This window comes from Bradyrhizobium canariense (genome assembly GCF_018130465.1).
Lineage (GTDB): Bacteria > Pseudomonadota > Alphaproteobacteria > Rhizobiales > Xanthobacteraceae > Bradyrhizobium > Bradyrhizobium canariense_C.
In genome coordinates, this window is the sequence record NZ_JAFCKJ010000022.1 from 21,037 (window position 1) to 40,671 (window position 19,635).

At 64.3% G+C, this 19,635-nt stretch carries 23 protein-coding genes; 12 read left to right on the plus strand and 11 right to left on the minus strand.

All coding sequences use genetic code 11. From position 1 onward, the window contains the following. Positions 1-47: 47 nt before the first annotated feature. Complete coding sequence (locus JQ591_RS34585) at positions 48-740, minus strand: ArsR/SmtB family transcription factor (RefSeq protein ID WP_211400433.1); 693 nt, start codon at positions 738-740, stop codon at positions 48-50. Positions 741-882: 142 nt separating this feature from the next. Here JQ591_RS34585 and JQ591_RS34590 point away from each other — a divergent pair, with 142 nt between their 5' ends. The 5 genes from JQ591_RS34590 to JQ591_RS34610 all read left to right on the plus strand — a co-directional run bounded on the left by JQ591_RS34590 (position 883) and on the right by JQ591_RS34610 (position 4,149). Further along, positions 883-1,290 (plus strand): nuclear transport factor 2 family protein, encoded by a 408-nt coding sequence (locus JQ591_RS34590; protein ID WP_249137997.1) that lies wholly within the window; start codon positions 883-885, stop codon positions 1,288-1,290. Positions 1,291-1,457: 167 nt separating this feature from the next. After that, positions 1,458-2,534: an alpha/beta fold hydrolase gene (locus tag JQ591_RS34595; protein ID WP_211400435.1), complete on the plus strand. Its 1,077-nt coding sequence runs from the start codon at positions 1,458-1,460 to the stop codon at positions 2,532-2,534. A 160-nt stretch (positions 2,535-2,694) separates the two neighbouring features. Further along, positions 2,695-3,039, plus strand: coding sequence for a hypothetical protein (locus JQ591_RS34600; protein WP_211400436.1), 345 nt, complete (start codon positions 2,695-2,697; stop codon positions 3,037-3,039). 41 nt (positions 3,040-3,080) lie between these two features. Further along, the gene (locus JQ591_RS34605) at positions 3,081-3,515 is read left to right on the plus strand and encodes a DoxX family protein (RefSeq protein WP_211400437.1); all 435 of its coding nucleotides are present in this window, start codon (positions 3,081-3,083) and stop codon (positions 3,513-3,515) included. A 31-nt stretch (positions 3,516-3,546) separates the two neighbouring features. Beyond that, positions 3,547-4,149, plus strand: coding sequence for an MSMEG_1061 family FMN-dependent PPOX-type flavoprotein (locus JQ591_RS34610; RefSeq protein ID WP_211400438.1), 603 nt, complete (start codon positions 3,547-3,549; stop codon positions 4,147-4,149). A gap of 84 nt (positions 4,150-4,233) precedes the next feature. On the opposite strand, the gene bfr is transcribed toward JQ591_RS34610, so the two are convergent. From bfr to JQ591_RS34625, 3 genes are all read right to left on the minus strand, one after another. After that, positions 4,234-4,722, minus strand: coding sequence for a bacterioferritin (gene bfr / locus JQ591_RS34615; RefSeq protein WP_018454135.1), 489 nt, complete (start codon positions 4,720-4,722; stop codon positions 4,234-4,236). Positions 4,723-4,853: 131 nt separating this feature from the next. Then, positions 4,854-5,126 (minus strand): (2Fe-2S)-binding protein, encoded by a 273-nt coding sequence (locus JQ591_RS34620; RefSeq protein WP_007600718.1) that lies wholly within the window; start codon positions 5,124-5,126, stop codon positions 4,854-4,856. 162 nt (positions 5,127-5,288) lie between these two features. After that, complete coding sequence (locus tag JQ591_RS34625; RefSeq protein WP_211400439.1) at positions 5,289-5,591, minus strand: hypothetical protein; 303 nt, start codon at positions 5,589-5,591, stop codon at positions 5,289-5,291. Positions 5,592-5,726: 135 nt separating this feature from the next. On the opposite strand from JQ591_RS34625, the gene JQ591_RS34630 reads away from it, so the two are divergent. Both JQ591_RS34630 and JQ591_RS34635 read left to right on the plus strand, forming a co-directional pair. Further along, positions 5,727-6,071, plus strand: a complete 345-nt coding sequence (locus JQ591_RS34630; RefSeq protein WP_211400440.1) for a hypothetical protein — start codon at positions 5,727-5,729, stop codon at positions 6,069-6,071. A gap of 212 nt (positions 6,072-6,283) precedes the next feature. After that, positions 6,284-6,568, plus strand: a complete 285-nt coding sequence (locus tag JQ591_RS34635; protein WP_211400441.1) for a hypothetical protein — start codon at positions 6,284-6,286, stop codon at positions 6,566-6,568. Positions 6,569-6,653: 85 nt separating this feature from the next. Here the strand turns inward: JQ591_RS34635 and JQ591_RS34640 are convergent, their stop codons facing one another. Further along, complete coding sequence (locus JQ591_RS34640; RefSeq protein WP_211400442.1) at positions 6,654-7,880, minus strand: lytic murein transglycosylase; 1,227 nt, start codon at positions 7,878-7,880, stop codon at positions 6,654-6,656. A gap of 7 nt (positions 7,881-7,887) precedes the next feature. After that, a complete protein-coding gene (gene ettA, locus JQ591_RS34645; protein ID WP_007613699.1) occupies positions 7,888-9,537 on the minus strand; it encodes an energy-dependent translational throttle protein EttA in 1,650 nt (549 codons plus the stop codon). Between the two features lie 232 nt (positions 9,538-9,769). Between ettA and JQ591_RS34650 the strand changes: the two genes are divergently transcribed. Both JQ591_RS34650 and JQ591_RS34655 read left to right on the plus strand, forming a co-directional pair. Next, complete coding sequence (locus JQ591_RS34650; RefSeq protein ID WP_211400443.1) at positions 9,770-9,985, plus strand: hypothetical protein; 216 nt, start codon at positions 9,770-9,772, stop codon at positions 9,983-9,985. A gap of 104 nt (positions 9,986-10,089) precedes the next feature. Continuing rightward, a complete protein-coding gene (locus JQ591_RS34655) occupies positions 10,090-11,052 on the plus strand; it encodes a D-2-hydroxyacid dehydrogenase family protein (protein ID WP_211400444.1) in 963 nt (320 codons plus the stop codon). Positions 11,053-11,056: 4 nt separating this feature from the next. Here JQ591_RS34655 and JQ591_RS34660 read toward each other — a convergent pair whose 3' ends face one another. Together JQ591_RS34660 and JQ591_RS34665 are read right to left on the minus strand one after the other, a co-directional pair. After that, positions 11,057-12,025: an NAD-dependent epimerase/dehydratase family protein gene (locus tag JQ591_RS34660; RefSeq protein WP_211400445.1), complete on the minus strand. Its 969-nt coding sequence runs from the start codon at positions 12,023-12,025 to the stop codon at positions 11,057-11,059. 162 nt (positions 12,026-12,187) lie between these two features. Next, on the minus strand, positions 12,188-13,378 hold the full coding sequence (locus JQ591_RS34665) for a L,D-transpeptidase family protein (RefSeq protein WP_211400474.1): 1,191 nt from the start codon (positions 13,376-13,378) through the stop codon (positions 12,188-12,190). Between the two features lie 323 nt (positions 13,379-13,701). Between JQ591_RS34665 and JQ591_RS34670 the strand changes: the two genes are divergently transcribed. Further along, entirely contained in the window at positions 13,702-14,568 is an 867-nt protein-coding gene (locus JQ591_RS34670) for a hypothetical protein (protein WP_211400446.1), read from the plus strand. Between the two features lie 56 nt (positions 14,569-14,624). Here JQ591_RS34670 and sseA read toward each other — a convergent pair whose 3' ends face one another. The 3 genes from sseA to JQ591_RS34685 form a co-directional block, all read right to left on the minus strand. Next, positions 14,625-15,479, minus strand: a complete 855-nt coding sequence (gene sseA, locus JQ591_RS34675) for a 3-mercaptopyruvate sulfurtransferase (RefSeq protein ID WP_211400447.1) — start codon at positions 15,477-15,479, stop codon at positions 14,625-14,627. 132 nt (positions 15,480-15,611) lie between these two features. Further along, positions 15,612-16,025: a rhodanese-like domain-containing protein gene (locus tag JQ591_RS34680; protein WP_211400448.1), complete on the minus strand. Its 414-nt coding sequence runs from the start codon at positions 16,023-16,025 to the stop codon at positions 15,612-15,614. A gap of 45 nt (positions 16,026-16,070) precedes the next feature. Next, positions 16,071-17,246: a vWA domain-containing protein gene (locus JQ591_RS34685; protein WP_211400449.1), complete on the minus strand. Its 1,176-nt coding sequence runs from the start codon at positions 17,244-17,246 to the stop codon at positions 16,071-16,073. A gap of 123 nt (positions 17,247-17,369) precedes the next feature. Between JQ591_RS34685 and JQ591_RS34690 the strand changes: the two genes are divergently transcribed. Together JQ591_RS34690 and JQ591_RS34695 are read left to right on the plus strand one after the other, a co-directional pair. Beyond that, complete coding sequence (locus tag JQ591_RS34690) at positions 17,370-17,615, plus strand: GlsB/YeaQ/YmgE family stress response membrane protein (RefSeq protein WP_007613712.1); 246 nt, start codon at positions 17,370-17,372, stop codon at positions 17,613-17,615. 106 nt (positions 17,616-17,721) lie between these two features. After that, positions 17,722-18,564 (plus strand): AAA family ATPase, encoded by an 843-nt coding sequence (locus tag JQ591_RS34695; RefSeq protein ID WP_007600695.1) that lies wholly within the window; start codon positions 17,722-17,724, stop codon positions 18,562-18,564. The last annotated feature ends 1,071 nt before the right edge of the window (positions 18,565-19,635 follow it).

Consider the following 19,635-nt stretch of genomic DNA (forward strand, 5'->3'; position numbering starts at 1 on the left):
TGCTACATGCCGGTTTCGCCACTGTCATCGGTATCCGGCGCGGCCCGTCAGAACGGGATCGGAGCGCCGAGCCGCTCGAAGAAGGCGCGTCCCTTCGGCATGAGACGAAGCGCGCGCGGAACGCGATGCGGGGCCAGCGCATGCGTCTCGATCAGGCGCTTCAGGATCGCATTGGCGAACGGACCCGCCAGATGCGGGACACGCTCGGTCCAATCATTGCAAAGGCGCATGTGAGGATCGCGGCCCGGCTTGAAGTCGATCGCCTCGGCACGACACCAGGCAAGCCCCTGCTCGGTGAGAGAGGCCTGTCGGCCGTGTAGAACAATGAGTTCGCGGCCTACCAGACCGTCCCTCAGCGCCACGCCGAGTTGGCCGGCGAGATGACAGTAACAGGTCCGCGACTGGCGCAGCGGTGTTGGCAAACCTCGCGCGCGTTCGGCTTGATTGCCCCTGGCGGCAACATTGACGAGGTTTTCGATGAGGCCCGCGACCTCGTCGTCCGCAATCCGGTAGTAGCGGAACCGCCCCTGCTGCAACACCGAAAGCAGCCGCGCCTCTGTCAGCTTCTGCAGATGCGCGCTGGCGCTTTGCGGCGACACGCCGGCAAGCGATGCCAATTCGCCCGCCGGCAAGGCCTTGCCGCCGAACAGTGCGCTCACCATGGCTTCGCGCGCGGGATCGCTCAAGGCCTCGGTGAGCCGCGAAAATCCCGATTGCGCCGATCGTTCGACTGCGACCATCAAAAACTCCCGCCTCTGATGTGGGCCCGCCGCCACGTCATCGCAATCGTTCCAGCGCCGGTCATTTCAGAATTCAGTGAAGCTTTGGAGGCCTGTCCTCTGCGATCATCCGCAAATGTCACCCCCGACCGAGGATCACAGCATGACCAACCCAGTACGCCAGAGCGAGCCAGAACGCATTTGCAAACTGTGGGACGAAGCCCTCGGCAAGAAGGATCTCGAGGCGTCCCTCGCGCTCTATGCCGATGACGCATCCATCGAAAGCCCGTTGGTCCAGCATCTCATGAAGACCCCGACCGGCATCGTCAAAGGCAAGGACAATCTGCGGGCCTTCGTTACCCGCGTGTTCCAGACCAATCCGCCGCAGCGAAAACGCTTCAAGCAGGGTTTCTTCACCGACGGCCGGATCGTCACCTGGGAATACCCGCGCCTCGCTCCCGACGGCGAACAGATGGAGCTGGTCGAGATCATGGAGATCGACCGGGGGCTGATCCAGCGCCACAGGGTCTACTGGGGCTGGTACGCGCTCGGCTTTCTCAAGCACGAATGAGCAAGCCGCCTCGTTCGCTGGCCGCCAGAATATTCCGCTTGCGCGATGCACCATTTGCGAAATGTTTTGGCAGCCGGCAGCACTTCCGCTCTCGATCCCCGAGGTGACGCTGATAAGATCGCGCACGAAACGGCCCGGTTGAAAGCGGCCGTACCGGGGAGAAAATCATGAAAATCTCGGGCGCGCTGCTTGCCGCCGCTTTGCTGTCCCTCTCGATGCCGGCCATCTCGACGCTAGGGTTGGCTGCCGATTATCCGGCGCCGAAGCAGGGCGACTGGATCGCCAGGGATTTCAAGTTCCACACCGGCGAGACCATGCCGGAGCTGAAGCTGCACTACACCACCGTGGGTGAGCCCAGCGGCCAGCCGGTGCTGGTGCTGCACGGCACCGGCGGCTCGGGCGCGAGCATGCTGTCGCCCGCCTTTGCCGGCGAGCTGTTCGGCGCGGGGCAGCCACTCGATGCCTCCAAATATTACATCATCATCCCCGACAATATCGGCCATGGCAAATCGTCAAAACCATCCGACGGGATGAAGACGAGCTTCCCGAAATACGATTACGACGACATGGTCGAGGCGCAGTATCGCCTGGTGACGGAAGGGCTCGGGGTCAAGCACCTGCGGCTCGTCATCGGCAATTCGATGGGCGGCATGCACACCTGGCTGTGGGGCGAGAAATATCCGAAGGCGATGGACGCGCTGATCCCGATGGCCTCGCAGCCGACCGAGATGGCGTCGCGCAACTGGATGCTGCGGCGGATCATGCTCGACACCATCCGCAGCGACCCCGACTACAACGACGGCAACTACACCAGCCAGCCGCGCATGATGAAATACGCGATCACCGCCTACGGCATTGCGAGCATCGGCGGAACGCTGGCCTATCAATCGCAGGCGCCGACGGCGGCCAAAGCCGACAAGATCGTCGACGAGCGACTGGCCATGCCGATCGCGGCGGATGCCAACGACTTCGTCTACCAGTGGGAGTCCTCGCACGACTACAATGCGGGCGAGAAGCTGGAGGCAATCGAAGCGTCGCTGCTGCTGATCAATTCCGCCGACGACGAGCGCAACCCGCCCGAGACCGGCATCACGGACGCTGCGATGACGCGGGTCAAGAACGGGCGTCTCTACCTGATTCCAGGGAGCATCGAGACGCGCGGCCACGGCACCACCGGCAATGCAAAATTCTACAGCGAGCAGGTCCGGCAGTTTCTGCAAACCGCGCCGCAGCGGACGATGTAGCTCGCAGCCATATCGCGATGCATCATATGCTGCGCCTCGACGCCGCATATTATTTGAGCATGCATTGCGCTGACAGCTCGGGCTTAATCGCATCAACGATACGAATCGACGCGCGGGACAATCGCGCGCCAATGGCACGACACGCGATGAGGAGGATCGCATGCACAGGCTCGTACTGTGCGTTTGGCTGACGGCGCTGACAAGCGCCGCGTTCGCGTTCGACAACGGGCAATATGATCACGTCCCGCCCGACATCCGCGCCTGGTTTAAGAGCGTGATCGCACCAAACGGCGTGCCCTGCTGCGACGTCTCCGACGGCCATCGCACGGAGTACGATGTGCGCAGCGGCGCCTATTGGGTGCCGATCGAGGGACAATGGATGGAGGTCCCCGAGCGCGCCATCATCCGCGACCGCGGCAATCCGGTCGGTCAGGCCGTGGTGTGGTACGTCCATCACCGCGGCGCCATCATCATCAGTTGCTTCGTGCCGGCGGATGCGGTGTAGCGCGCGATAGCGCCTCGGCGCCGCGCGTGCTAGTTCGGCCGATGGCTCCTGCGAACGACAGAACGCGCGCTGTGATGCGCTTGATGCTGGCAGCGTTTTACATCGCGGCTGGCATCGCGCATCTCCGGGTTCCCGACAAGTTGCTTGCGATCACGCCGGCCTGGGTTCCGTTTGCAACGCAGGTCATCCTCATCACTGGCGTCTGCGAGCTGGCGGGCGCGATTGCGCTGGTGACGAAGCCGCTGCGCTGGTGGGCGGGCGTTGCGCTCGCGCTCTATGCGCTTTGCGTGTGGCCGGCAAACATCAAGCATGCCCTGGAGAGCATCGACCTTCCGCCCCTCCCCAACAGCTGGTTCTACCACGGGCCGCGGCTGGCGCTTCAGCCGGTCCTGATCTGGTGGGCACTGTACTGCGCTGGCGTGATCGACTGGCCGTGGCGGCGCGACAAGGGGGATAGCGATCGAGCCGAGAGATGATATTCTCAGCCATTCAATCAGGGAGACCTTCGTGACCGATCTTTGCGCCGAAGACCTCGCCACCATCTATGCCAAGCCGAGCCCGCGCGTGATCGCGAAAGCGCGCCCCGCGATCGATGCGCATGCCAAGAAATTCATCGAGATGTCGCCGTTCTGCGTGCTCGCGACATCGGGAGCCGACGGCAGCGTCGATGCCTCACCACGCGGCGGCGGCATTGGCTTCGTCCACGTCGCCGGCCCCAACCAGCTGCTGATGCCTGATCGCTCCGGCAACAACCGGATCGACAGTTTTCGGAACGTGGTCGAGGGCTCGGGCTTCGTGCATCTGTTGTTCTTCGTCCCCGGCATCGACGAGACGCTGCGCGTCGGCGGCCGTGGCACGCTGTCAGCCGATCCGGACCTGCTCGCCTCGATGGTGGAGTTTGGCAAGTCGCCGCGCGCGGTGCTGAATGTCGCCGTCAGCGAAGTCTATTTCCACTGCGGCAAGGCACTGATGCGCTCGAAGCTGTGGTCACCGGAGAAGGTGCAGCGCTCGGTGATGCCGAGCATCGTCGAGGTGATCCACGAGCAGACCGGCCTTGGTGAGCCGCAGAGTCAGGAGATCGTGGAAGAACTCTACAAGACGCAGTTGTAGCTGGCGTCCTGGACTATCGTCCCGGCCTCGTGCGCAATTGCGCACCAGCCGGGACGGAGTTTGTGGCGGCGCTAACGCGCCAAACTAATGCCCGTCGCCCTCGAGCCCGCCGACGTGCTTCTGGGTGTAGAGCTCGAGGCCGATGCGGCCGATCAGGTCGAGCTGGGTCTCGAGGAAGTCGATGTGGTGCTCCTCGTCGCTCATCAGCTTCTCGAACAGGTCGCGCGTGACGTAGTCCTTGACGCTATGGCAATAGGTTGCGGCTTCCTGGTAGAGCGCCCGCGCGCTCATCTCGGCGGCGAGATCGCACTCGATGATCTCCTTGACGTTCTGGCCGATACGCAAGGGATCGAGCACCTGCATGTTCGGGAAGCCGTCGAAGAACAGGATCCGCTCGGTGAGCTTGTCGGCGTGCTCCATCTCCTCGATGGACTCCTTGCGCCAGACCTTGGACATGTCCCGCAGGCCCCAATTGTCGAGGAAGCGGTAGTGCAGCCAGTACTGGTTGATCGCAGTCAGCTCGTGACGCAGTGCCTTGTTGAGATAGTCGATAACTTTTGCGTCGCCCTGCATGGTTCACTCCAGCTCTTGCAGTCCAAATCGGCCGTAACCGAATTTAGAACGCTTCTAAATGAGTTTAAGGACTGGGGCAACCGCTGCGGCGACGCAACCGGGGAAAAGCTCAGCCAGCGTTGCGGAAGATTTCAGCAGGCCGCGAGGGCGAACTCGGCCGGCTGGGCCGTCTCGTCATTGGCAGCCACTGTGTGGTTGTGAGGGCAGCCGGAGCAACAGGACGTGGCACAAGGGCCAAGCGCCTCGTCGATAATGGTCTTGATGGTCCGAGCGCAGCGGCCGCATTCGGCGCTACAGCCGAGACACCCATAGACCTGCTTGGCATGGCGCACGGCGTCGTCGGACTCGGCGACGGCGGCGCGGATGTCGTCATCGCTCAGCACGTTACAGGAACAAACGATCATGGAAGCGGCAGGCCCTTTGGTGATGCGCCATCATCGATATTTAAGGGGCCGGCCGGATGCAAAAGGAAAAAGCGGTATTTGAAGCTATTCCAAACTGGCCCCGGAAATAGCCTAGAACGGCTCTAAAATAGGGCCTTGCGCTGGATCAAGATTGCGGCGGACCTAATCGCCCCCGCCCCCGCCTCCGCCACCATCGCCGCCGCCTCCGCAATCCCCGCCACCAGTGCCGCTATCGCTGCTGGAACAGCTGCCGCCGTCGGTCGAGCTGCCGGAACTATCACTGGAAAACCAGCTCACCAACGAGAAGCCGTCGCTCGTGCCCGTGGAGGTGTCGCCGCCGTCGCCGCCGGCCCCGGCTCGGGAGCGCCGCTGGCCGCGGTTCTGGAGATGGGTGATCCAGCCGTAGCCGATCGCGAAGACGACCCCGGCAGCGATCAAAGCATTTATCATCGCGTTGCCCATCATCGCCCTCCCCTGGCTGAGCCGCGGTCCATGTTAATTGGTCGCCCCTGGCAAAGGTGCCGTTCATTGATCATTCAAACGAAGTATGGAACTTTACCCCCAAAGAGTTCCCGCGTGTTTTGCTCGAAAGGTCAGCCAATGAAGAAGTCGCTCCTGGCAATCGCTGCCGTCGCCGCCGTGGCCCTTGCGTCCGGTACACCAGCCCAGGCGCAGCGCGGCGTCGCCGCGGGCGTAGCAGCCGGCATCATCGGCGGCGCCATTGTCGGCGGGGCGCTGGCCTCTCCGTACTATTACGGACCCGGCCCTGGTCCCGGCTACGCATATGGTCCGGGATATGGCCCCGGCTACTATCCGCCGCGCTACTACGCGCCGGGCCCGGGCTACGTCGCCGACGACTATTACGGCAACGGCTGCGTCTGGCAGAAGCAGCGCTTCTGGGACGGTTATGCCTGGCGCGTCCGCCGCGCCAGAGTCTGTGGCTGAAGACGCCCCAAGCCGGTTCATTCCAGATGCGCCGTTCATCTAGGGGCCTGAAAAAGACCGCTTTTTCTCGTCACAGCTCCGTGTGCGTTTACCGCGGATTGACCATTTGCGCGCTTCCTAGCTGCAAGGCCAATTCCATCAGAGTCTGCGTGAACCTTTGAACCCCGGGCGCTCCTAACAAGGAGCATCCATCTCTCAGGAGAGCCAAGAGTATGAAGAAGACTTTAGTTGCCGCCCTTACGGTTGCGACGATCGCCGGTTCGCTGGTGACCGCCACGCCGTCCGCCCAGGCCCATGACGGCGTCGGCGTCGGCATCGCAGCCGGCCTGCTCGGCGGCGCGATCGTCGGCGGTGCCATCGCATCGAGCCGTCCCGCCTATGGCGGACCGGTTTATGTGGCCGAGCCCGGCCCGCCGCCCCCGCCCTGCTACTGGCAGCGCCAGCGGTACTGGGACGGCTACGGCTGGACCGTTCGCCCGGTTCGCGTTTGCTACTGATCTGATCGCACGGCGTTCAAGAGCGCCGCGATCGAAGCCCGGCCGAGCACCTCGGCCGGGCTTTTTCTTTTTTCCAGCCCCGCACCTATCGCGTCGCCTGGATCGAGCGCAGCACCTCTTCACTCGGCCAGCAATCGACCTTGAGGCCTGCCGACTTCTGGTAGGCGCCGAGCGCAGCGCGCGTCTGCATGCCGGCCTTGCCGTCGATCTTGTCCTTGTAGAGCCCGACGCGCGTGAGCCCGCGCTGCATCGCCTCGACATCCCTGGTTCGCAATTGCTTCGAGGCGGACCACGGCGTCACGAACGGTTGCGGGCTCGTCATGCGGTCACCGAGATGGCCGACGAACAGCACGTAGAGATCGGAGAAATTGTATTCCTTGATGACGAAGTAGTTCTTCGTGGTCAGGAAGGACGGGCCGTAGATGCCTTCCGGTTGCAGCAGCGAGGCCGGCTGTGCCTGTTCGGCGGCACTGAGCTTTTGTCCACGCACCGGCACATAGCCCTCGCGCAGCCACTGGCCGATCGGCTTCGTCACCTCGGGCACGCCGGCGGTGCAATCGACCTTGGGCGGAGCCTGCACCTCGTAAGCCCAGCGCACGCCGCTCTGCCAGCCCTTGTTGACGAGCTGCTGCGCGGCCGAGGCCAGCGCATCCGGTACCGAATGCCAGATGTCGACGCGGCCGTCGCGGTCGAAATCGACGCCGTGCTTGTAATACTCGGACGGCAAAAATTGTGTGAGCCCGGTCGCACCGGCCCACGACGAGCGCATGTCCTTGCGTGTCACCACGCCGTCGCCGAGAATTTTCAGCGAGAGGATGAACTCGTTGCGATAGGTGTCCTTGCGGCGGCCGACATAGGCCTGCGTCGCCAGCACGCGCACGAGATCGTAAGGCAGCGTGTAGCGGCCGTAGTCGGTCTCGCGGCCCCAGATCGCCAGCATGACGGTGGCGGGCACGCCGGAGTTGTTCTCGATCTCGGTCAGCGCGGGACGATATTTTTGCAGCAGCCGCTGCCCCTCGCCCGCGAGCCGCGCGATCGAGGCTTCCCTGACATAGTCGGCCGGCACCTGCACGAACTCGGCCTGCGACGGCGCACCCGTCGCGGGCCGCCCGGGCAGGATCAGATCCGGCAGCTTGTAGTCCGGCTCGAGCCCGCGCGTCTCTCGATCGAACGTCGCGCGCGACACGCCCGCGGCCTGCGCTTCCGGCCAGAGCAAGGCGATGAACTGGGTGAAGGCGGCGTCGGCGGCGCGGGCGGGAGACAGGCCGCAGGTGATCGCGATCACCGCAGCTATGAGCACCCGCCGCATCATAGTGAGGTCACCGCGTCAGCTTCTTGTACTTCACGCGGTGCGGAATGATGCTGTCCTGGCCGAGCCGGCGCATCTTGTCCTTCTCGTAGTCCTGGAAGTTGCCCTCGAACCATTCGACATGGCTGTCGCCTTCGAAGGCCAGGATGTGGGTCGCGATGCGATCGAGGAACCAACGATCATGGCTGATGATGACGGCGCAGCCGGCGAAATCCTCCAGCGCCTCTTCGAGCGCACGCAGGGTGTCGACGTCGAGGTCGTTGGTCGGCTCGTCGAGCAGCAGAACGTTGGCGCCGGACTTCAACATTTTTGCGAGATGGACGCGGTTGCGTTCACCGCCGGAGAGCGCGCCGACTTTCTTCTGCTGGTCGGCGCCCTTGAAGTTGAACGACGAACAATAGCCGCGTGAGTTGACTTCCCTCTTGCCGAGCAGGATCAGCTCGTTGCCGCCGGAGATCTCCTCCCACACGTTCTTGCTGCCATCGAGCGCGTCGCGCGACTGGTCGACGTAACCGAGATGCACGCTCTCGCCGACCGTGATGGTGCCCTTGTCCGGCTCTTCCTGCTTGGTGATCATCCTGAACAGCGTGGTCTTGCCGGCGCCGTTGGCGCCGATCACGCCGACGATACCGCCGGGCGGCAGTTTGAAAGTGAGATCCTCGATCAGCATGCGATCGCCGAAGCCTTTGCTGAGCCCCTCGAAGTCGACCACGTTCTGACCCAGACGCTCGGCCACTGGAATCGTGATCTGCGCGGTCTGTGTCTGCTTTTCGCTCGCCTGTTTCAGCAGTTCGTCATAGCGCTGATAGCGCGCCTTGGATTTGGCCTGGCGGGCTTTCGGCGAGGACGCGATCCATTCCTGCTCGCGGGCCAGCGTCTTCTGATGCGCAGCGTCCTCGCGGCCCTCCTGCTCGAGCCGCTTCTGCTTCTGCTGCAGCCAGGACGAGTAATTGCCCTCGTAGGGAATGCCCTTGCCGCGATCGAGTTCGAGGATCCAGCTCGTGACGTTGTCGAGGAAGTAGCGATCATGGGTGACGATCAGGATCGCGCCGGGATAGTTGCGCAGATGCCCTTCCAGCCACGACACCGACTCCGCGTCGAGATGGTTGGTCGGCTCGTCCAGCAGCAGGAGTTCGGGCTGGTCGAGCAGCAGCTTGCACAGCGCGACGCGGCGGCGCTCACCGCCCGAGAGTTTCGACACGTCGGCATCGTCGGGCGGACAGCGCAGCGCGTCCATCGCCTGGTCGACCTTGCTGTCGAGATCCCAGAGGCCCTGGGCCTCGATCTCGTCCTGCAGCTTGGTCATCTCGTCGGCGGTCTCCTCGGAGTAGTTCATCGCCAGCTCGTTGTAGCGATCGAGGATAGCCTTCTGCTTGGCGACGCCCAGCATGACGTTCTCGCGCACGCTGAGTGCCGGATCGAGATGCGGCTCCTGCTCGAGATAGCCGACGCGGGCGCCCTGGGCGACCCAGGCCTCGCCGTTGTACTCCTTGTCGAGGCCGGCCATGATCTTGAGCAGCGTCGACTTGCCTGAGCCGTTGACACCGAGCACGCCGATCTTGGCGTCCGGGTAGAAGCTCAGATGGATGTTATCGAGCACCTTCCGGGTCGGGTAGCTCTTGGTCAGGCCCTGCATGAAATAGATGAACTGGCGCGCCATCGGTCCCGAAAACCTTCGATTTGAGGAAATTTGCTTGCCGCCGATGTAGCGATCCCGCCCCCAAAGGGCAATGTTTTCCCTCCGTTCACCACGGATGAATACGGGACGGACACCATCCCGCCGCCAATCCGGACAATTGAAACCATCTTTTAATAAATCAGGCCAAAGCTCGGTTTCGCGCGGAAACAGCGCCACCCGCTCAGAACGAACGGGAGCACAGCGAGACAGCGTCATGGCCATGATCGAGACCAATTCTCTTCCCGTTCCGGCAGACGCCGGCAGCGCCTCCGCGTTCGCCTCGGAGATCAAGGGCTTCTGGAAGCGCTTCTTCGCCACCGCTTTCAACCCCTACCGGCCCGAACTGCATTACATGCGCGGCCCCGGCCCCGCCTGGCGCGCCAAGCACGGCATGAATGCGCCGTTCCGGCTCAAGCCCCGCGACCTCTGAGCCCTTGTCACCTATCGGATTTTTGAAGACCCGAACGGCTTGCGCACGGTCCTGATTGCGCGCAACCATGGCCTGGTTCCACCTCTCGCCATGGATGAACGCTGATGACGCGGCTGCGCTGTGCAATTCTCGACGACTATTTCAACCTCGCCCTCGACGTCGCCGATTGGCAAAGGCTGTCCGACCGCATCGACGTCACTGTGTTCAGCCATCCCTTCGCCTCCGAGCAGGCCGCGGCGAGCGCGCTGGCTGACTTCGAGATCGTCTGCGCGATGCGCGAGCGCACCGCGTTCCCGAAGAGCCTGTTCGAGAGCTTGCCGAAGCTGAAGCTGCTGCTGACATCAGGCATGCGCAACGCCTCGATCGACATGGAGGCCGCCAAGGCGCGTGGCGTCACGATCGGCGGCACGCAATATTCGCGCGATCCGACCGCCCCGCTGGCCATGGGCCTGATCCTGGAACTGACCCGCGGCATCGGCCGCGAGAACGCGCGCATGCATGCGGGCGAGCCCTGGCAGGCCTTTGCCGGCGTCGAGATCGAGGGATTGACGCTCGGCGTCGTCGGGCTCGGCAAGCTCGGCAGCAAGATGGCGGGCATCGCGAAGGCGTTCGGCATGAACGTGATCGCCTGGAGCCCGAACCTGACCCCGGAGAAGTGCAAGGACGCCGGCGTCGGCTACGCCACCAAGGAGGAGCTGTTCGCTAAGGCCGATATCGTCAGCATCCACGTGGTGCTGAGCGAGCGCTCGCGCGGATTGGTCGGAGCTGCCGATCTCGCGCGGATGAAACCGACGGCCTTCCTCGTCAACACCGCGCGCGGGCCGATCGTGGACGAGCAGGCGCTGCTCGAGGCGTTGCAGCAGAAGCGGATTGCAGGCGCCGGCATCGACGTGTTCTCGGTCGAGCCGCTGCCGACGGACCATCCCTTCCGCAAGCTCGACAATCTCGTGCTGACGCCGCATCTCGGCTACGCCACCGAGGACGGCTTGCGCATCCATTACGGCCAGATGGTCGAGGCGATCGACGCCTTCACCAAGGGCGGCGAGCTGCCGCGGAAGTTGGCCTGAAGCTTCAGGCCGCCGAGCGGTGGCTGGTGGGCTGCCTTGCCGCATCGGCGAAGCCGTCGCGCCAGGAGGCATGCGCCGGCAGCCAGCCGAGCTCGCGCTTTGCCTTATCGTTGGATGCTCCGCGCACCTCCGTCATCATCGCAACCATATGCTCGCCCGCAAGCAGGCGTCCGAGCCAGGCGGGAATGTGACGCGGCGGCTTGGCACCAAGCAGTTCGGCCAGCGCGGGCAACCAATCCTTCACCCGCGCCGGATGATCATCGACGATATTGTAGATGCTGCCAGCGCGTCCGCGTTCAACCGCGGCAAGCGTGGCAGAGGCGGCATCTTCGGTGTGAATGAACGACCACGTGCCGCCGCCATCGCCGATCACCGGCGCACGCCGGTGGCGCAGCTGGTCGATCATCGCCGGCGAGAGCGTGCCGGTGCCAGGTCCATAGAAGAATCCATAGCGCAACACGATGCTCTCCGGCTTCGTTGAAGCGGTGACGGTTCGCTCCAGATACCGGATTGCCTCAAGCGTGCGTCGCAGCTCTTGCGGCGGATGCGGGTCGAGTTCATCGGCCTCGGTCTTCACCGTTCCCCCGGCGCGACTGAAGGTCCAACCGCAGAAGCTTTGCGCTATGAAGCGCTTGGCGCCGGCCTCGCGTGCGGCGTTGAGCAGAATGTCGGTTCCGCGGGTGCGGAGCTCGTTGGTTCGCGCGAAAGCCCGATCGAAATGACGGAGGTCCGTGGCGGCCGCGAGATCTGTCATCTGGTGGATGACCGCGTCGGGCCTTGCCGCAATCACCGCAGCGCGCATGCTGTCGGCATCGAGGCCGTCGGTGACGACCGGCTCCGCACCCAATCGACGCACAAAGTCTGTTTTTGCCGCACTCCGTGTCGTGCCAATCACGGAATGACCCGCGGCGACCAGCACCGGAACAAGATACTGACCGACCGCGCCGGTCGCGCCCGCAACAAAGATGCGCATCCTGTGCTCCTCAATTCGTTGCAATCCTCCTGGACGTAATCGAGGTGCGGAGCCATTCAAGTAAGGCATGCGCAAAGTGAGACATGCGCGCATGCGTCAAATGATGACGGCGCGTGACCGAAGGTCACGCGCCGTCATCAGATCAATTGCCGCGAGGCCGGTTCAGCGCACGGTGACCGGCGCGGGTAGCGGCGGCACCACTGTCGGCTGGGTGCCACCGACCGGGCCGGCCTGCGCGGCCATCGGAGCGGGCCCGGCAGCAGCACCAGGCATCGGCGCAGCGGATGCGGTCGCAGTTCCCGGCGGCGGACCACCCGGCATCACGACCACGCGGGTGCCGACCTTGACGCGATCGAACAGGTCGGAGACGTCCTCGTTCAGCATGCCGATGCAGCCGGAGGACACGAACTTGCCGATCGTCGAGGGCTGGTTGGTGCCGTGGATGCGGTAGACCGTCGAGCCGAGATACATCGCGCGGGCGCCGAGCGGATTGCCGGGGCCGCCGGCCATGAAGCGCGGCAGATAGGGCTGGCGCTCGATCATCTCCGTCGGCGGATGCCAATCCGGCCACTCGGCCTTGCGTGTGATCTTCTGCACGCCGGTCCAGGTGAAGCCGTCGCGGCCGACGCGGACGCCGTAGCGGATCGCACGGCCATTGCCGAGCACGTAATAGAGGTAGGTATTCGGGGTATCGACGATGAGCGTTCCGGCCGGCTCCTTGGTCGCCAGCGAGACCTCCTGGCGGCGCAGGTTCTGCGGCAGCTGCGCCGGAGCGGCGTCGGGCTGCTCCTCGGGCGGCAGCGACGCGATCGCCATCGGCCGGCCGTCGGCACCAACGGGCGGCTGCCCGGCCTGGACCGTACCGGTCGCGGCGGGACCACCGACCGCCTCGGGCGGACGCAGGCCGTCACTGCCGGGCGCCTGACCCGGACGATCGGCATAGATCACCGCGGGCGGGCCGGCGGGGCGGCCGTAGCGGGGATCGTCGGGCGACGTCACCGGACCCTGCGGCGGCGCGGCCGAATAGACAGGGGCGCCTGCGGGACGACCATAACGGGGATCATCCGGCGACATCACCGGGCCCTGCGGCGGCGCGGCGGAATAAACCGGGGGAGCGCCGGGCGGACGGCCGTAGCGCGGGTCCGGGCCGGGCGGCGGCAGGGCGGCCTGCGGCATCGCGTCGTCTTCGTCTTCCAGCGCGTCGAAATTCGGCGCGCGGTCGCCGGGCCGATATTCGGCCGGCGCACCATAGCTCGGCGCCTGCTGGACCGGATAGCTCTGGGCCTGTGCGAGCGAAGTTCCCGCCGCAGCGACTGTTGCGGCAGCGCATATCGTCAGAAAATGTTTGATCATCATCGCTCTTGTATAGTCCCCGGGCCCCGTCCGGACCGTTAACGGCCAGATGACCGAAGATAGCGGCACATTCAAGACATTGCAGGCTGATTTGTGCCTGATTTGCCTATTTGTGATCCGCAAGACTACCGTTGCCCCGTTGCATCACGGGACGAAAATCAACCCACGCCCGAGATCGCCGGAGTCGCCGGCTCCATTTTTTTGCGGAACGACGCGGAATCGTTGCGGTATGTTCGAATCAGCCTGATTCGCCTCCGCTTTGAGCTTCGATCCCCCGCGTGGCGAACGCGGCAAGCAGTACCGTCACCGCGTTCAGATGGCTCATGGGCCCTGGCCACTTCGCCGCCGGGGCGGAAATTCGCAATCCCTCGATGCTTCCCGGCTTTCGCTTCCTGTTTGCCGCGATCCTGCTGTCAGCCTCCATCCTGGTGTTCGGCCTGGGCGCCGCCGCGCTGCTGCGGGCGAGCCACGAGCAGTATGTCAGCAACCCCTCCTGGCGGAACGGCCCGCAGGAGCAGGTGTTTGTGCAAGCTCCCGAGCCGGCCCAGCCGGTGCTCGCGGCACTCCGCGCCGAGCCGGAGGCGACCGAGCCCACGCCGTCGCTGCGTGACCAGGTGCCGACGATCGGATTGCCGGCGAACGAGCCCGAGAACACGCCAGAGCAGGTCGTCGCGCTGACGACCGAGACCGACGTTCAGCCGCAGGCCGTTGCAGCTCCGGCTGACGCCCCGGCCGAACCGGCCAAGACCGAGACAATCAAGACCGAGACGACCAAGACCGAACCGGCCAAGACCGAGACGACGGTGGACGCCGCCGCGCCGGCTCCCGCCGACACGCTCACCCCGGCCGACACCACGGCATCGATCCCCGAGACCCAGCCTGCGGCGACCGCCAGCGCGCCGGCCCCGGCCGATCCCAGTGCCGCCCTCGCCTCCTCCGCGCTCGATATCGCCTCGGCCAAGGTGGCCGCGCTGAATGACCCCGCGACCATGGCCTGGAAGGATCCGCCGGCGAAGGCCAAGGCGGACACCAGCGCATCGGACAGCAAGGCGACCAAGCGCAAGGCGAAGGCCAAGAAGCGCCATCGCATCGTACGGCGCCCGCCGCCTCAGCAACTGCAACAACAGCTCGATCCGTTCGGGCAGCCGCAGCAGCCGGCGTACGCCACAACGACCGCGCGTACGCGCTGATGCCCTCTTCACCTCACCGCGCTTGCGGGGAGAGGGAGCGCACCGTCGTCGTGGCGTCACGCAGGGCCGGTCGCGATCGCCGGGCCTTTTTCCTGACCCCATTCCGACCATGAACCGTCGTAGAGCGCGGTGTCGGTGATGCCGAGGCGGTAGAGCGCCAGCGTCAGCACGCCGGCAGAGACCCCGGAGCCGCAGCTCGTCACGATCGGCGCATCGAGCTTGACGCCGGCGTTCGCGAAGGCGGCGCGCAGATCGTCGAGCGGCTTCATCGTGCCGGTCGCGGCGTCGAACAGCTGATTGTAGGGCACGTTGCGCGCACCGGGGATATGGCCGGAGCGGATGCCCGCGCGCGGCTCGGGCGCACGACCCTCGAAACGGTCGGCGGCGCGCGCGTCGATCACCTGCTCGGCACGGCTTTCGACGTTGGCGATCAATTGCTGCATGCTGCGCACGCGTTTGGAATCGTAGCTCGCCTTGAACGTCGCAGGCTTCGGCTTCGCCTCGCCAGTCTCGGTCGCACGCCCTTCGGCGCGCCACTTCTTCAGGCCGCCGTTGAGGATGCGCACATTGCCGTGGCCAAAAGCCAGGAACATCCACCACGCGCGGGGCGCAGCGACCCAGCCGCCGGCATCGTAGATCACGACGGTGTCGGCATTGGAGATGCCGAGTTGACCTGCGTCGCGGCCGAACTGCTCGGCGCTCGGATACATGTGCGGCAGCGGGTTGGAATGGTCCGAGACCGCATCGACGTCGAAGAACACCGCGCCCGGCAGATGCGCGGCGAGATAGTCGTCCTTCGGCAGCGGCAGCACGCCGGGCAGCTTGAAGCTGGCGTCGAGCACCTTGACGTTGGCATCGTTGATGTGGGCGGCGAGCCATTCGGTGGAGACGAGGGGATCGGTGACGGTCATTGCATGCTCCGGCAGTTGTCTCAGTCGTCATGGCCGGGCTTGTCCCGGCCATCCACGTTCTTCTTCGCGGCAAAGACGTGGATGCCCGGGACAAGCCCGGGCATGACGCGTGGTAGATAGCTTGCGTCCAATCTAAGCCTTTTTCTTCGGCTCCCACTGCTCGACCGGTCCGCCGGCGTCGCGCCAGGCGGCGTAGCCGCCGGCGATGTGGGCGACGGGCTTGAGCCCCATGTCCTGCGCGGTCTTGGCGGCGAGCGCAGAGCGCAAGCCGCCTGCGCAATGGAAGACGAACTTCTTGTCCTCCTGGAAGACCGGCTTCGCATAAGGGCTCTGCGGATCGATCCAGAATTCGAGCATGCCGCGGGTGCAGGCGAATGCGCCGGGGATGCGGCCGTCGCGCTCGATCTCGCGGGGATCGCGGATATCGACAATGACGACGTCGCCGTTCTTGGAAATCTCGATGGCGTCCTTGGCGGTGAGCGTCTCGATCTCGGCATTGGCCTCGTCGATCAGCGCCTTGATGCCGCGGGTGATGGTCTGGGGCATGTGGTTCTCCCTCTTGTTGTCATTCCGGGGCGCGCGGAGCGCGAGCTAGTGCGTCAATTCCTTCATCGCACCCTCGAGCCCCTCGATCGTGATCGGGTACATGCGGTTGGCAAAGATGCGTTTGATGATGGTGGTGGATTCCGAATAGTCCCAGTGCTTCTGAGCGACCGGATTGAGCCACACCGAATGCGGATAGGTGTGGATGATGCGGTCGAGCCAGACCGAGCCGGGCTCCTCGTTGACGTGCTCGACCGAGCCACCGGGCACCATGATCTCGTAAGGCGACATCGAGGCATCGCCGACGAACACGATCTTGTAGTCGTGCGGATATTTATGCAGCACGTCCCAGGTCGGCGTGCGGTCGGTGAAGCGGCGCTTGTTCTGCTTCCACACGCCTTCATAGAGGCAGTTGTGGAAGTAGAAATACTCCATGTGCTTGAACTCGCTCTTCGCCGCCGAGAACAGCTCCTCGACCTGCTCGATATGCGCGTCCATCGACCCGCCGATGTCGAAGAACACCAGCAGCTTCACCGCGTTGCGCCGCTCGGGCCGCATGTGGACGTCGAGATAGCCGTGATTGGCGGTCTCGCGGATCGTGGTGTCGAGATCGAGCTCGTCCGGCGCGCCGGTGCGCGCGAACTTGCGCAGGCGGCGCAGCGCCACCTTGATGTTGCGGATGCCGAGTTCGACATTGCCGTCGAGGTCCTTGAACTCGCGCTTGTCCCACACCTTCACGGCGCGGTTGTTGCGGTTCTTCTCCTGGCCGATGCGGACGCCTTCGGGATTGTAACCGTGGGCGCCGAACGGCGAGGTGCCGGCGGTGCCGATCCACTTCGAGCCGCCCTGGTGCCGGCCCTTCTGCTCCTCGAGGCGCTTCTTCAGGGTCTCCATGAGCTTGTCCCAGCCCATGGCCTCGATCTGCTTCTTCTCTTCGTCCGTCAGGTATTTCTCGGCGAGCTTCTTCAGCCACTCCGCGGGGATCTCGGCCCCCTCCATGGCGTCGAGCAGGCTCTCCAGCCCCTTGAAGACGGTACCAAAGACCCGGTCGAACTTGTCGAGGTTGCGTTCGTCCTTCACCAGCGCGGTGCGCGACAGATAGTAGAAATTCTCGACCGAGTAGTCCGCCAGATCGGCGTCGAGCGCCTCCACCAGCGTGAGGTATTCGCGCAGCGTCACGGGGACCTGCGCGTCGCGCAGAGAAGTGAAGAATTGCAGGAACATGGGTGACAGATTGCCCGTCGGGGGGCGGACGTCAAGGGGCGGAGGCCACTGCTCTACGCTAGACCGGGGGGCTTTTTGCTCTAGAATTGGCGGTCTCACGGGGTTGTTTTGGGGACGTTTACAATGGGAATTCTCGCAGCGCTCATCATTGGCGCGATCGCAGGCTGGCTTGCCGGCAAGATTGTCCATGGGGCGGGATTTGGGCTGATCGGCAACATCGTCGTCGGCATCATCGGTGCGCTCGTGGCGAGCTGGATTCTGCCTCAGCTGCATATCCAGCTCGCAACGGGCACGGTCGGGGCCATCGTGGATGCCACGATCGGCGCGGTGATTGTGCTCGTCATCCTTTCACTGATAAAACGGGTCTGAAAGCCTGACCGAACCAGGAACGGCCGCCACGCGCGGCCGTTCCCATGTCGCGACCGGGGCAATGAAATTGGCAATGCCTCGCGCCGACGACCAACAAGGACGCGCAATGAAATTTACCGGCACCAAGGACTATGTTGCGACCGACGATCTCAAGGTCGCGGTCAATGCCTCGATCGTGCTGGAGCGCCCGCTGCTCATCAAGGGCGAGCCCGGCACCGGCAAGACGGTGCTGGCGGAGGAAGTAGCGAAGGCGCTGAACGCGCCGCTTCTGACCTGGCACATCAAGTCCACCACCAAGGCGCAGCAGGGCCTCTACGAATACGACGCGGTGTCGCGCCTGCGCGACAGCCAGCTCGGCGATGCCCGCGTGTCCGACATCAAGAACTACATCAAGCGCGGCAAGCTGTGGGATGCCTTCACCGCCGAGCAGCGCCCGGTGCTCCTGATCGACGAGATCGACAAGGCCGACATCGAATTCCCGAACGATCTGCTGCTCGAGCTCGACCGCATGGAATTCCATGTCTACGAGACCGGCGAGACCATCAAGGCGAAGCAGCGCCCGATCATGATGATCACCTCCAACAACGAGAAGGAGCTGCCGGACGCGTTCCTGCGCCGCTGCTTCTTCCACTACATCAAGTTCCCCGATGCCGACACCATGACCCGGATCGTCGACGTCCACTTCCCCGGCATCAAGAAGCGGCTGGTCGAGGAAGCCTTGCGCATCTTCTTCGAGGTCCGCGAGGTGCCCGGCCTGAAGAAGAAGCCGTCGACGTCGGAGCTGCTCGACTGGCTGAAGCTGCTGCTCAACGAGGACATGAGCGTCGAACAACTGCGCGAGCGCGACCCGCGCAAGCTGATCCCGCCGCTGCACGGCGCACTGCTGAAGAATGAGCAGGACGTGCATCTGTTCGAGCGGCTGGCATTCTTGAGCCGACGGGAAGTGTAGGTTCGCTGCCAGTCCCGTCATCCTGAGGTGCGAGACATGGGACGCAACGCGTCCCATGGGGAGCCGCGAAGGATGCACGGCCGAGATGCAGCCGGGCCGTCGCCCTTCGAGGGCCGCTGAAGAAGCGGCCGCCTCAGGGTGACGGTGACGGATTGGCACTGGCTGCTCCAACACACTCGTCATTGCGAGCGCAGCGAAGCAATCCAGAATCCCTCGGCGGCGACAGCCTGGATTGCTTCGTCGCAAGGGCTCCTCGCAATGACGGAGCTAGGGGCAGCGGCATCTCTCTCCAACCCGCACCTCAATTGCAGACACACCTTCGCATCCTCGCGGCGCATTTCGCCCGAGCTTTGCGTCACTCCTCGTCCTCCGATGAAAGAGGGCGCAGGGAAGGCCGGGTGCCGACTGGCACCTGCGGTCTGCTGCGCGAATAGAGCGCAAAGGAGACCGCACAGCAGCATACAGGTGTAGCCAATCACTCGGCCTTCCCTGCGCGATGGTCGGACGGCTTATGCCGTGCTCTCCCGGGAGCCGAGTTCCTTCTGGCCTCCCTCGCCTCGCAGATTGACGATGCAGTCCGCCCGGTTGGGCTCGCTCACACCTCCGCGACAGGCTTGGCCGTAGCAACGACGGCCAGGACCACACGGTTTTGCCGTACGCGTTCAGCGCCGCTCGTCCGCACGAAGCCTCGGGCTCACAGGGACTACCTGCCCTGCCCACGCCTCTCGCGCACGACGCTGCCGCGTCCACCGCAACCCGGCCCGCGCTTCGAACGACTCGCGAACCGCCCCTCTTCGTCGGACCGGGCTGTTTCGATGTATGCCGCAATTCCGAATTTCGGTAAAGTGGAATATTTTTGCGGAGAGGGATTGACGGGGTGGCGGGTGTTTTGCCCGACGGGCAAACTTGAGAAGATCGCGGTCCATGCGGCAAGTAATCGAAGTTACGTACCCTTAGCTTCCCTAGTCCTTTGACAACTTAGAATAGCGCCTTATAGCGTGGCAATGGACGATCTCATAGTCAGCGCAAATGATCTGAAAGGAAGTCGAAGTGCGAAGTTCGTATCTCGAG